This window comes from Salinivibrio sp. EAGSL (genome assembly GCF_013366455.1).
In the GTDB taxonomy this organism is placed as follows: domain Bacteria; phylum Pseudomonadota; class Gammaproteobacteria; order Enterobacterales; family Vibrionaceae; genus Salinivibrio; species Salinivibrio costicola.
On the sequence record NZ_JABWMG010000013.1, the window covers coordinates 18508 to 32310 of the forward strand.

A 13803-nucleotide genomic window follows, 5' to 3' on the forward strand; every position below is an offset into this window, starting at 1 on the left:
GATCATCAGAATGTGCGCCCGATCGTGAAGGTAAAGAACTCTTCATCGTCGCCAGGCTGGCTAGTTATAGGTTTTGCGATGGAAAACACCAAAGGTGCCATCGGTGACATCCACTGCAGTGCCACACCGTAAGCGGCACTGACATTGGATGGATCTGAGTAGTCTTTTGTACCTGGGGGATAGCCCATATCGACCAGTTCTTGGCGATCAAACTCAGTGTCCCACACAGAGGCGGCATCAATAAAGACGCTGGTACGGATTTGCTCGCGTGCTTCATCTGAAGCAAATGGCGTCGGTACAATCAGCTCAACACTGGCAAGCGCCATGGCGTTACCACCAACCGCATCACTTGAACCGTAAGACCCTTCGGATTGTTCAATGTCCCCGTCCGGCTGCTCAGAGCCATCTGCTTCATAAATAGCTTTAGGGCCTACCGAGTTCGAGCGGAAGCCACGCAGAGATGAGAAGCCACCGGCATAATAGTTTTCATAAAACGGCAGCATATGGTCTTGGCCGTTGGTTTGACCATAGCCGTTACCATACGCGAGACGACCACGCGTTAAGAGCGTAAATTCATGCTCTTGTGTCAGCGGCATATACTGGCGAATATCGTACTGCATTTTAAAATACTGAACGTCGGACCCCGGCACTGTCATGCGATAAGAGGCTCGCTGATAATTACCGGCGGTTGGAAAGTAGCCACGGTTGAGATTATTGCGCGTCCATGAGACGGACATATCAAAATCATCAACTTCGAGTCCACCATTGCTCGTTAAGTGATCATTATGGCGTTCAAGAAACTTATCGATTTGGTAGTATTTACCAATATTTTCAATTTTGTTGTGGGTATACCCTAGCGAGAAATCGACTGAATTCAACTCATCGGTCCAAAAACCCCACGTCAGGCTTGTCCCGTAACTCTCGTTGGTATACTCAACAATATTGGCATCACGCGCTTCAAACTCGTTGTAAAATACCTTACCACCCAGACTGACACCATCGAGGGTAAAGTAAGGGTCTCGGTACTCCAACGTTAGGTTTTTACGGTAATCATTGACCATGGCATTAATGCCAAAGCGATTACCGGTACCGGCAAAGTTATCTTGCTGCAAACCGAGCTGTAAACTGGCGCCAGACTCGGTACCGTAACCGACACCAAAGTTAATGCTACCGGAGTTGGCTTCTTTGACTTTATAGTTAACATCGACTTGATCGTCCGTTCCCGGCACGCGTTGTGTATCCACTTCCACGTTTTGGAAAAAGCCGGTACGACTCAACCGCTCTTTCCCCCGAGTGACCGCTTTGGAGTTTAGCCAGGTTCCTTCCAGCTGTCGCATTTCGCGGCGTAACACTTCATCTTTAGACGTGGTATTCCCGGAAAAGCGGATATTGCGCACGTAGATACGCTTACCCGGCTCGACATTCACGGTCAGTGAGACTTGTTGGTTGTCATCGTCAAAAGTCGGCATGGTATTGACTTTGGGGTAGGCAAAGCCGGTTTCACCAAGATGGCGCTTAATGGCCTCTTCGAGTGCAGTCACCTTATCGCCATTGTAGGTATCACCACGGGTAAAGCTAACCAATGAACGGTAAGTGTCTTCGTTTTGCGGATCGCCACGAAAGTTGACATCAGCAATCTCATACGGCTTGCCTTCGTTCACATTCAGAGTGATGTAAACACCCTTTTTATCTGGCGAAATAGCCACCTGGGTCGATTCAACGCGAAACTTTAAATACCCACGATTGAGATAAAAATTACGCAGTTTTTCCAGATCGCCAGCAAGCACCTGCTTTTGATACTTTTCGTTGGCTAAGAAATTCCACCACGGCACATCGGCACGCAAATCGAAGCTATCGCGTAATGCGTCATCACTGAAGACGTCGTTCCCCACGAAATTGATCTGCTCAATCTTAGCCGAGACGCCCTCAGTAAATACAAACTTCAAATCCGCGCGATTTCGCGGCAAAGGCGTAACAACGGCTTTTACCGACGCACTGTATTTACCCACACTGTAATAAAAGTCTTCTAAGCCTTTCTCAATATTACTAAGCTTTGTCCGATCAAGCGCCTCACCGACACGCAGCCCGGAAGACGTGAGGTTTTCTTGTAGCTGCTCTTTTTTAATTGCTTTGTTGCCTGAGAACGAAATGCTCGCAATAGTAGGACGCTCCACGACTTTAACCAGCAAGGTTTCATCATCGCGATAGACGCGCACATCCTCGAAATTACCCGAGGCAAACAGTGCATTTATCACATCTGCCACATCCTCGTCGTCGACGTTGTCACCCACACGGACCGGCATCGATAGCAATGCAGCCCCTAAGCTGACCCGCTGTAGGCCTTCAAAGCGGATATCGCTTACCTCGAATGTGTCAGCATGCGCCATACTGCTGCTTACTAAAAGAGACGCTATTAATAGTTTTTTCATCGCCATGTGCTATCTGACTTATCCTTGAATACTAACCGTTTAAAGTCGGGCGAAGTCGTTAAACAATGCCACTGCCATCACCATCATCAACACGGCAGCGCCGATACGATACCCAAAGTCCTGTACACGCTCGGAAACCGGTTTTCGTGTCACAGCCTCAATCCCAAAGAACAGCAAATGGCCGCCATCTAATACGGGCAGAGGAAGTAAATTGATAATGCCTAGGTTCACACTGATCAGTGCCATGAACCCTAAAAATGAGATCAATCCGATCTCTGCTGTCATGCCCGCGCCTTTCGCGATCGATATAGGACCACTTAAGTTGTTCACACCCACATCACCGGTGATCAGTTTTTTTATCATATTGACGGTCATGCTGATCACTTGGCCCGTTTTATTGACCGCTTCTGGTATCGCCGCTAACGGCCCATATTGTTGCGTGAAACGGTATGATTCAGGCCATGCTGCCATTTGAGGAGCAATCCCCGCATACCCTGTCATTTGACCTTCAACGTCACGCGCATCCGGGGTGAGTGTCAAATTTTGCGTTTCCCCATCGCGGACGATTGTCAGCGACAAGCTTTGATTGGGACTTCGTTTGATCACCGTAACGAGCGCTTGCCATGATGCCAACTCAGTGTCATCCACGGCAACGATCTTATCACCTTGCTCGAGTCCAGCTTGCGCTGCCGCGCTCTGTTCAACCACTTGTGCGACCGACAATGTGATCGCGGGTCGATAAGGCGTGATGCCAAGCGTCGTCAAAGGCGATTGTTTTTCTGGATCAAACTGCCATTGCGTGAGATCTAGGGTGTAATCGCGTTGATAAGTTTGCGCCGGACTCTGTTTCGCAGTGAGGGTCATGCTCTCATCACCAATATGCCCGATCAACGCAAAATTAACCGCTTGCCAATCAGCGGTTTCGACGCCGGAAACTTGGGTTAGTTCCATTCCTGATTCGATTCCGGCTTCAGCAGCAATCGAATTGGGGGATATTTCGCCGATCACAGGTTTGACAGCAGGAACACCGATCATCATCACCAGCCAATACGCAAAGGCGGCAAAGATAAAGTTAGCGATAGGGCCGGCGGCGACAATGGCGCTACGTTGCCATAGGGGTTGGTTGTTAAATGCGCGGTGCTTGTCTGCGTCAGGAACAGCCTCAATACGCTCATCCAACATTTTGACGTAGCCACCGAGCGGGATCGCAGCAATCACGTATTCGGTATTGTCTTTGCCGTACCAGCGCCATAATGCGCGACCAAAACCAATTGAAAAACGCTCAACCTTTACACCACAGCGACGAGCGACCCAAAAGTGACCGTATTCGTGAATTGCAACCAGTATGCCAAGCGCGACAATAAACGCCGCCGCGTTCCAAAGAAAATCGCTCATTTTGTCACCTTAGTAATCTGCTCATTGGCAGCCATGCGAGCTATTCTATCCAGCTCAAATAAGCAATCCAAGCTTGTTGGCGTGGGAAGCGATGATTGGGTCAATACCTGCTCATTGATGCGAGCAATATCCATAAAGCTGATCTTTCCGGCAAGAAACGCGGCGACAGCTTGCTCATTGGCGGCATTGAGCGTGGTGGTTGCTGCTTGCCCCTGCTTACAGGCTGCGATCGCGAGCGAAAGACAAGGATAACGACACGCATCCGGTGCCATAAAAGTAAATTCGCCAATTTGAGTGAAATCAAGAGGCGCTACCGACGCTTGAACGCGATCAGGATATCCCATTGCATGAGCAATCGGCGTACACATATCGGGCGTACCCAATTGCGCGAGCACCGAGCCATCACACATCTGTACCATGGAGTGGATCACTGACTGCGGGTGGATCACTACTTCCAGTTGATGAGGCTGGGCGTTGAATAACCATCGCGCCTCAATGTATTCCAAACCTTTATTCATCATGGTTGCTGAATCGACCGAGATTTTTGGCCCCATCGACCAATTAGGATGTGCGATGGCCTCTTCAACACTGACGGTCGCTAAGCTTTGTGGGTCACGATAGCGAAATGGTCCACCCGAGCCTGTTAGCAAAATTTTATTGACGCCGGCCGCTTGCAAATCACAGCGTCCAGGCTGTTGCTGCACGGATTGCGGCAAGCATTGAAAGATCGCATTGTGTTCACTATCGATGGGCAGCAGCTCAGCGCCGTATTGATAAACAGCATCAATAAAAAACTGCCCAGACATTACCAAGGCTTCTTTATTGGCAAGCAGCACCCGTTTGCCCGCTTTAACCGCCGCCATTGTTGAAGACAGCCCGGCCGCGCCAACAACTGCCGCCATCACCATATCCACTTCAGGTAATGCCGCAAGGTGACATAAACTGTCCTCGCCAGCGAGTACTTCGGTGCCGATCCCTCTTTCAAGCAACGCATGACGCAACTGTTGCGCTGACGCGCGATTGGCCATCGCGGCGTAAGCAGGTTGCCAATCGACACATAACGCAATCATTTTCTCGACATTGGTATGTGCAGCCAATGCCGTGACTTCAAACTTTTCAGGGTTGGCTGCAACCACTTTTAGGGTACTGGAGCCAATAGAACCTGTGGCGCCTAATACGGTGATTCTTTGCATGTCGAAGACTCGTTTCACTTAATTCGCAAATGCGAAGTACAACACGGTAAACACTGGGAACGCTGCCGTTAAGCTATCAATGCGATCAAGAATGCCCCCATGACCTGGAAGCAAATTACCACTGTCTTTCACCCCAGCGACGCGTTTAAACATACTCTCCGCTAAGTCACCCAACACGGACGCCAAGGCGGTCACCACAGTGACAGCCAAGAACACGCCAACATTGGCGAAATGGATGTTTAACAGATGCGTCCCTAACCAGGTCACTGCCACTGCCGCAGTGAGCCCACCCAGTAATCCTTCGAGGGTTTTATTCGGGCTGACCGCAGGGGCCATTTTATGTTTACCGAATTTTTTCCCGGCAAAATAGGCACCACTATCTGCGCACCATACAAGGACAAAAACCAGCAGCACTAACTTGGCGCCATAAAAAGAGGAGAACTGGTAGTCTGTTGCACGCAACAGCAAGACACTCCACATAAACGGTAACAGGGTAACGAGACCAAAGAGTAGGCGTAGTAACTTGCTGTGGGTCCAATATGCCCCTGAGCGAGGGTATGAGAGCACTAATACGGTTGCGAATAGCCACCAAGCCGCGCCGGTTGCCGCCAGTGCGAAAGGTGGCAGTGTGACATGCCCAAGCGCCATGGCACTAAAAGGAATACTAAAGAGCGAAAGCGCCAGCGCTGCAGCAGGGATAATAAAGGTAAAAAGACGCGAAGACGCCGAGACAAACTGCGTCCATTCCCAAAGTCCAATTAAAGTGACAGCCGCTATCGCTGCAACAAATGCAGGAAACGGTAAGTAAAAGACTCCAGCGACCACTAAGGGGACTAACAAGGCCGCGGTTAAAACACGTTGTTTGAGCAAACTGATTCCTCGTGGTTACTTATCCGTTGTTATCATGGCTTTAATTTGCTCGCCGGTGCAGCCAAAACGTCGTTCACGATTGACATACCAAGCCACGGCATCATACAAACTTTGTTCGTTGAAATCAGGCCAATATTGCTCGGTAAAACATAACTCTGCATAGGCAGCTTGCCATAAAATAAAGTTACTGATGCGGCATTCGCCGCTGGTGCGGATCATTAAATCGACATCCGGTAAATCTGCCAACATTAAATGACGCGCAATATCCTGTTCCCCAATATCATTGGGTTGTAAGTGACCGGCGACAACCTGTTCAGCGACACGACGTGTTGCCTGGGTAATATCCCATTGCCCACCGTAATTCGCCGCAATATTGAGTACCAAACGGTCATTATTTGCCGTTAACGCTTGAGCTTCGGCAATTTTCGTTTGCAAAGAAGGGCTGAATCGAGAGGTGTCACCAATGATGCGTAATTGCACACCATGGCTGTCGAGCCGTTTAGCTTCACGCGATAGCACATTGATAAATAGCTCCATCAATACGCTGACTTCGTCTTCTGGACGACGCCAGTTTTCACTACTAAACGCAAATAAAGTTAGCGCTTTCACACCAAGCTCAGACGCCGCCTTGACGGTCTTACGTACCGCTTTGACGCCCGCTTTATGCCCGAACACACGGGCTTTTCCGCGGGCCTTGGCCCAGCGTCCATTGCCATCCATGATAATGGCGATGTGTTGCGGTAAAGCGGCAGATTCGAGCTGCGCATCAAGAGACTGGGAACTCATGTTTCTCCTTGGCAAATAAAAAGCGCTGTACTGCACGCACAGCGCTTTAGCATTGGCGGTAAAGTCTAATGAGATTTAGACTTCCATCAACTCTTTTTCTTTTGCATCAAGAAGTGCATCAACATTCTTAACCGCTTCATCAGTCAACTTTTGAATGTCATCTTGCGCACGGTGCTCGTCGTCTTCTGAAATTTCTTTGTCTTTTAATAGTGCTTTGAGATCACTATTGGCATCACGACGGATATTACGTACTGCAACACGCGCATTTTCACCTTCAGAACGAACAACTTTCACCATGTCTTTACGGCGATCTTCGGTCAGTGGTGGCAAAGGCACACGGATCACGGTACCTGCTGAGGCTGGGTTCAAGCCTAGGTCAGAGGTCATGATCGCCTTTTCAACCGCTTGGGTTACTTGCTTGTCATACACGCTAATCGCCAAGGTACGCGAATCTTCAGCAACAATAGACGCAAGTTGGTTTAAAGGCGTTTGCGCGCCGTAATACTCAACGGTAAGGCCTTCTAGTAAGCTTGGATGTGCACGCCCAGTGCGCAGTTTACCTAATGTGTGCTTAAGCGCTTCTACACTTTTTTCCATACGCGCTTTGGCGTCGTCTTTTATGTCATTAATCACGGGAATATCCTTGCGATTGAATTAATTTGTAAGATTATGCCACCAATATTGGCTTAGCTGTTAGTGATCAAGGTGCCTTCTGCTTCACCCATCACGACACGGCGTAACGCACCTGGCTTATTCATGTTAAATACACGAAGAGGCAGTTTATGGTCGCGTGCAAGTGTAAATGCGGCCAAATCCATCACTTTCAACTCTTTTTCTAACACATCTTGATATGTCAGCGAGTCATAAAGTGTTGCATCTGGGTTTTTGGTTGGATCATCACTGTATACACCGTCGACTTTGGTCGCTTTAATCACCACATCGGATTCAATTTCAATACCGCGTAAACAGGCAGCCGAGTCGGTAGTAAAGAAAGGGTTACCGGTCCCAGCAGAGAAAATCACCACCCGACCATTACGAAGTTGGCTGATGGCTTCAGCCCAGTTATAGCTGTCACATACACCGTTTAGAGGAATCGCTGACATCACTCGTGCGTTCACATAGGCACGATGAAGTGCGTCACGCATCGCCAAACCGTTCATCACGGTGGCTAACATACCCATGTGATCGCCCACAACACGGTTCATTCCCGCCTCAGCAAGACCCGCACCACGGAATAAATTCCCGCCACCGATGACCAATCCTACCTGAACACCCAGCTCGACCAGTTCTTTTATTTCTTGCGCCATACGATCAAGCACGGTGGGATCGATACCGAATCCATCTTTGCCCTGCAGGGCTTCACCGCTCAGTTTAAGTAAAATTCGTTGATATGCAGGCTTAGGATTTGTAGTCATTTCACTACCTTTCTATTAGGCACTAATTAGGGAAGAAGGTTATGGAAGACCGCGGCGAGCACCGCGGTCTGAGTCAGCAAGAATTAGCTTTGTTGTACAGCAGCAACTTCTGCAGCAAAGTCTACTTCTTCTTTCTCGATGCCTTCACCGACTTCAAAACGGATGAAGTTAGTCACTTCGGCACCTTTTTCTTTCAGCATTTGACCCACAGTTTGTGCTGGATCCATCACGAATGCTTGACCTGTCAGAGAAATTTCACCGGTGAATTTCTTCATACGGCCAACAACCATTTTCTCTGCGATATCAGCTGGCTTGCCTGATTCCATTGCGATATCAACTTGAATTTTCTTCTCTTTTTCAACAACGTCAGCAGGCACATCTTCAGGGTTCACGTAGTCAGGCTTAGACGCGGCAATGTGCATAGCAACGTGCTTGATGGTTTCTTCGTCAGCTTTCGCAGCAACAACCACACCGATACGATCGCCGTGACGGTAAGAACCGACTTTCTCGCCTTCGATGAATGAAACACGGCGGATATCCATGTTTTCACCGATTTTTGCAACAAGCTCAGCACGCTGCTGTTCGAATTTTTCTTTCAGCGCGTCGATTGCTAGGCCTTCAGCCAGTGCTGTTTCTGCCACTTGGTTAGCAAATGCAGCGAAATTCGCGTCTTTAGCAACAAAGTCAGTTTCACAGTTAATTTCAACGATCGCAGCTTTGCCGTCGTTTTCTTTAACTAGGATGACACCTTCAGCAGCAACACGGCCAGCTTTCTTCGCTGCTTTTGCGGCGCCGCTCTTACGCATGTTTTCGATTGCAACTTCGATGTCAGCGTTCGCTTCAACCAGTGCTTTTTTACATTCCATCATGCCAGCGCCAGTGCGCTCGCGCAGTTCTTTAACCAGGGCAGCGGTAACAGTTGCCATTGTTCAATCCTCGATTCGAAACTATTTTGGGTAAAAAACAGGGGCCCGATATCGGCCCCTGCTAACCATACTTAGCTTACAGCATGAAAGATGACACGCTGATGGCTAAGAACGCTCACAAGGAGCTGTCGTCTTACTCAGCGACTTCAACCAGCTCGTCTTCTGCTTGCGTGACGATGTCTTGGCTACGGCCTTCTTTGTAAGCGTCAGACGCTGCGTTCAGGTACAGTTGGATAGCGCGAATTGCGTCATCGTTACCTGGGATTACGTGATCAACGCCGTCAGGGTTAGAGTTAGTATCTACCACTGCAAAGACTGGGATGCCCAGATTATTCGCTTCTTTGATGGCAATGTGCTCGTGATCTGCATCGATAACGAACATTGCATCAGGTAGGCCGTTCATGTTCTTGATACCACCCAGTGATTTGTCGAGTTTTTCCATCTCACGGGTGTACATCAGCGCTTCTTTTTTGGTCAGCTTTTCAAACGTACCGTCACTCGCTTGAGTTTCCAGATCTTTTAGACGTTTGATAGATGTGCGAACGGTTTTCCAGTTGGTCAGCATGCCGCCCAACCAACGGTTACTTACATAAAACTGCTCGCAGTTTTCTGCTGCCGTTTTTACCGCTTCGCTTGCTGCGCGCTTAGTACCAACAAACAGAACTTTACCTTTACGCTCACCGATTTTTGACAGTTCAGCCAGTGACTCGTTGAACATTGGTACGGTTTTTTCAAGGTTGATGATGTGCACTTTGTTACGTGAACCAAAAATGAATGGCTTCATTTTTGGGTTCCAGAAACGAGTTTGGTGACCGAAGTGTACACCCGCCTTGAGCATGTCGCGCATTGAAACAGTAGCCATGATAAATTCCTCTCGGGGTTAGGCCTCCACATATCCCATTTACCGACCCGTTAGTGGGCACCCCGGTCAATGTGTCGATATGTGTGTGATTTAAGAATAAAAATGATAATTGAACCCCATCAAACTGAAACCTAGCTCGGCTAGACCTAGCATGGCTAGATTGATCATAATGACGGTTTTCGGCGCGCTTTATATCACAAACACATGGGTAAAATCCAGTTAAATTGCGCGCGCAATCCGCCTAAACCTATACGATGACCGCGCGGAATGCTTCTCTTTCTGTTTCTTCCATGGACATGGCTTGATACCATATAGTCACTATTAGACAGTTGCTAATCCTGCACCGCTTAGACAAGCGTAGCAGGGCGTCAGTGGCTGTGCTTAATGATACAAAACGTGACTTGAATCATGCTCTCGTTTTAACGTTATCATTGAGCATCCCGAATAAAGAGAGAAAGCAAAATGACAATCCCGATTAAAACAGAAGAAGAAATTGAAAAAATGCGCGTAGCCGGTCGGCTCGCTGCTGACGTGCTCGTGATGCTTGGCGAGCATGTTAAGCCTGGGGTCACCACCCGTGAGCTAGACGACATCGCTCACCAGTATATGACTGACGTACAAGGCACCATTCCTGCCACATTGGACTATCACGGTTTTCCTAAATCCATGTGCACATCAATCAATCATGTCGTTTGTCATGGTATACCTTGTGATGAAGACGTGCTCCAAGAAGGCGACATCGTCAATATTGATGTCACCGTGATCAAAGATGGCTACCATGGCGATACCTCAAAGATGTTTTTAGTCGGGGAAGTGTCTCTCGAAGACAAACGTCTTTGCCGTGTCACGCAAGAAAGCCTGTATCACGCGATCAAAAAGGTAAAACCAGGTGCGACTGTTGGTGATTTAGGAACAGCGATCCAAAAGTTCATCAAGAGCAGCAACACACGCTACTCAATCGTCAAAGAGTACTGTGGGCATGGTATTGGCGCGAGCTTCCATGAAGATCCACAAGTGGTGCACTACAAAAACAACGACCGTACCATTCTTAAACCTGGCATGTGTTTTACTATTGAGCCTATGATTAACGCAGGGAAGTATGGGACCGTACTGGATGAGGACGATGATTGGACGGTCTATACCATCGATGGTAAAAAGTCGGCGCAATGGGAGCACACGCTGCTGGTGACCGACACAGGGGTTGAGGTGTTAACGTTACGAGAGGAAGAAAGTCTCCCACGTTACATCAACCACTAATCTAGAAATAAGAGCCGGTTTCGTTCCGGCTTTTTTTGCGCAAAGGATCGCCATGACAGACACGGTAATTACGCCACAACATTTGGGGGATGATCAACTCGACCCCATCACGCTAAAGGCACAGTTCCAACAGCTACTTGAACAGCAAAAGCAAGATTTCCTTGCCAATGTTCCCGTTGCCGAGTTGGTTTATCAGCGTACCGATTATATGGATGCCCTTCTGGCTAGGTTATGGCATCACTTTGGTTTTGATCAAAGCCCTCTTGCACTGGTCGCGGTGGGCGGCTATGGCCGGCGTGAATTACACCCTCTGTCTGATATTGATTTACTCCTACTTTGCCAAGCACCGCTAAATGCTTATCAGCAGCAAAGCCTCAGTGATCTACTCACTTTGTTGTGGGACTTGAAATTGGAAGTCGGCCACAGTGTCCGGACTGTCGAAGAGTGTATTGACGTTGGGCTGGATGATCTTACCGTCGCGACTAATTTACAAGAGTCGCGCCTTTTATGTGGCGATTCACAGTTGTTCGAGGCGCTCGAGGCCCGTGTGCACCATGATAGCTTTTGGCCCAGTGAACGCTTTTATCAAGCGAAAGTCGACGAGCAAAAAGCCCGACATCGCCGCTATCATGATACCGCTTATAAACTCGAGCCAGATTTAAAACTCAGCCCTGGCAGCTTACGCGATATTCATACCCTATCTTGGATTGCGCGCCGTCATTTTGGTGCCACCAGCTTAAGAGAAATGAGCGATTTTGGCTTTTTGACTGATGCTGAGTATCGTGAACTTAACGAATGCCAAAACGTGCTGTGGCGGATCCGTTTTGCCCTTCATCTTGAGCTGCGCCGCTACGACAACCGACTGACCTTCGCTCATCAAACCTCAGTGGCTGAACTCCTCGGCTACCGGGGCGACGGTAATCGTGCGGTCGAGACCATGATGAAAGATTTCTTTCGCACCCTCGGACGCGTGGGGGAGCTCAACAAGATGCTGCTGCAAATCTTTGATCAGGTGATCATCGATAATGGTCGGTCTGGAGAAGTCGACGTATTAAGTGATGACTTCCAACGCTGCGGACGGACTATTGAGGCACGCAAACCTGCTTTATTTCAAGCACGCCCTGAGACTATCTTAGATATGATGCTGCATATCGCCGACGACACCTCGATCGAGGCCATCGCCGCCCCCACTTTACGCCAACTGCGTACCGCTCGACGTCGACTTAACCACTTTTTGTGTCAGCAAGACGATGCAAGAGAAAAATTCATGGCACTCATACGCCACCCAAACGCTCTGCATAAAGCGTTTGGACTAATGCACCGCCACGGTGTCATGTCTGCGTACCTCCCACAGTGGAGTCAAATTGTCGGACAAATGCAGTTTGATTTGTTTCATGTCTATACGGTTGATGAACACACGATTCGTTTGCTCAAACATATGCGTTTGTTTGACGATGAAGCTAATCGTGAGCGCCACCCCATTTGTTGCGATGTATTTCCGCGTCTTGCACGAAGAGAGCTGTTGCTGGTTGCGGCTATTTTTCATGATATAGGCAAAGGCCGTGGAGGCGATCACAGTGAAATTGGCGCGATTGAATCCCATGATTTTTGTCTTGACCACGGTTTATCAAAGCCAGAAGCCAACATTGTCAGTTGGCTGGTACGTAACCACTTACTGATGTCTGTCACCGCCCAGCGTCGCGATATTTACGATCCCGATGTCATCACCGACTTTGCCAAAGAGGTCCGCGACGAGGAGCGGCTCGATTTGCTTCTCTGCCTGACCGTGGCAGACATTAATGCCACTAACCCAGACTTGTGGAATAGTTGGAAGCGTACCTTAATTGCTGAGCTTTATTATTCCACTCAAAAAGCCTTACGACGTGGGCTAGAAACCCACCGGATGTCCGAGAACGGATCCGGCACAACAAACATCTCGCTGCTGCCATGTTACGCAAGCAGGGGCACAGTCCACGAGAAATTGAAGTATTATGGCAACGTTTTAAAGCGGATTATTTTCTTCGCCATACCCACAAGCAAATAGCTTGGCATAGTGAACATCTGCTCCACCACGCCGATGATAAGCCGCTGGTGCTCGTCAGTAAAAAAGCGACCCGTGGCGGCACAGAAATATTCGTTTACTGCCAAGACAGGCCGAGCTTGTTCGCACGCGTCGTTGCCGCCCTAGATAAGAAAAACCTCAGTGTCCATGATGCCCAAGTCATGACCAGCAAAGATGGCCACGCACTCGATACCTTTATGGTGCTCGATCAAAACGACGATGCGATTTCTATCGATCGTCATCCTAGAATTATCGACGGGGTTGGGAAAGCACTCAACGAGACCGGCAAGATCACTATTCCCAAGCGTCGCTCACCGCAAAAGTTACAACATTTTTCGGTGAAAACGCAGGTATTGTTTCTCCCCACCAAAAACGGGCGACGTACACTCATGGAATTAGTCGCGCTCGATACGCCAGGGCTATTGGCACGCGTCGGTGCGGTTTTTGCTCGGCAAAATGTGAGTGTTCACGCGGCTAAAATCACCACCATCGGTGAGCGCGCAGAGGACTTTTTTATCGTCACAGATCTCGACAATCAAGCGCTCACTTCTGAACACCAAGCACAATTGAAAGCGGCGCTCGAGAAAGCCCTCTCGCAAGCCAAATAA

General features: G+C 48.9%; 10 protein-coding genes and 1 pseudogene. 2 read left to right on the forward strand and 9 right to left on the reverse strand.

Going from position 1 to position 13803, the window contains the following annotated elements; all coding sequences use genetic code 11:
* Nucleotides 1–5 precede the first annotated feature (5 nt).
* The 9 genes from bamA to rpsB form a co-directional block, all read right to left on the reverse strand.
* Nucleotides 6–2435, reverse strand: coding sequence for an outer membrane protein assembly factor BamA (gene bamA / locus HLG76_RS09455; protein ID WP_077459731.1), 2430 nt, complete (start codon nucleotides 2433–2435; stop codon nucleotides 6–8).
* Between the two features lie 33 nt (nucleotides 2436–2468).
* Complete coding sequence (gene rseP, locus HLG76_RS09460) at nucleotides 2469–3824, reverse strand: sigma E protease regulator RseP (protein ID WP_175993539.1); 1356 nt, start codon at nucleotides 3822–3824, stop codon at nucleotides 2469–2471.
* Nucleotides 3821–5017, reverse strand: coding sequence for a 1-deoxy-D-xylulose-5-phosphate reductoisomerase (ispC, locus tag HLG76_RS09465; protein WP_175993540.1), 1197 nt, complete (start codon nucleotides 5015–5017; stop codon nucleotides 3821–3823). Before ispC ends, rseP begins: the two co-directional genes overlap by 4 nt.
* An 18-nt stretch (nucleotides 5018–5035) precedes the next feature.
* The gene (locus HLG76_RS09470; RefSeq protein ID WP_021021999.1) at nucleotides 5036–5887 is read right to left on the reverse strand and encodes a phosphatidate cytidylyltransferase; all 852 of its coding nucleotides are present in this window, start codon (nucleotides 5885–5887) and stop codon (nucleotides 5036–5038) included.
* A gap of 15 nt (nucleotides 5888–5902) precedes the next feature.
* Nucleotides 5903–6673, reverse strand: a complete 771-nt coding sequence (locus tag HLG76_RS09475; RefSeq protein WP_021022000.1) for an isoprenyl transferase — start codon at nucleotides 6671–6673, stop codon at nucleotides 5903–5905.
* 75 nt (nucleotides 6674–6748) lie between these two features.
* Complete coding sequence (frr, locus tag HLG76_RS09480) at nucleotides 6749–7306, reverse strand: ribosome recycling factor (protein ID WP_021022001.1); 558 nt, start codon at nucleotides 7304–7306, stop codon at nucleotides 6749–6751.
* A 53-nt stretch (nucleotides 7307–7359) separates the two neighbouring features.
* Nucleotides 7360–8088, reverse strand: a complete 729-nt coding sequence (gene pyrH / locus HLG76_RS09485; protein WP_021022002.1) for a UMP kinase — start codon at nucleotides 8086–8088, stop codon at nucleotides 7360–7362.
* Nucleotides 8089–8171: 83 nt separating this feature from the next.
* Nucleotides 8172–9014, reverse strand: coding sequence for a translation elongation factor Ts (tsf, locus tag HLG76_RS09490; RefSeq protein WP_021022003.1), 843 nt, complete (start codon nucleotides 9012–9014; stop codon nucleotides 8172–8174).
* Nucleotides 9015–9147: 133 nt separating this feature from the next.
* Nucleotides 9148–9876, reverse strand: a complete 729-nt coding sequence (rpsB, locus tag HLG76_RS09495) for a 30S ribosomal protein S2 (protein WP_021022004.1) — start codon at nucleotides 9874–9876, stop codon at nucleotides 9148–9150.
* Between the two features lie 462 nt (nucleotides 9877–10338).
* On the opposite strand from rpsB, the gene map reads away from it, so the two are divergent.
* Together map and glnD are read left to right on the forward strand one after the other, a co-directional pair.
* Nucleotides 10339–11133, forward strand: coding sequence for a type I methionyl aminopeptidase (gene map, locus HLG76_RS09500; RefSeq protein WP_021022005.1), 795 nt, complete (start codon nucleotides 10339–10341; stop codon nucleotides 11131–11133).
* Nucleotides 11134–11185: 52 nt separating this feature from the next.
* A pseudogene (glnD, locus tag HLG76_RS09505) lies at nucleotides 11186–13803 on the forward strand (bifunctional uridylyltransferase/uridylyl-removing protein GlnD).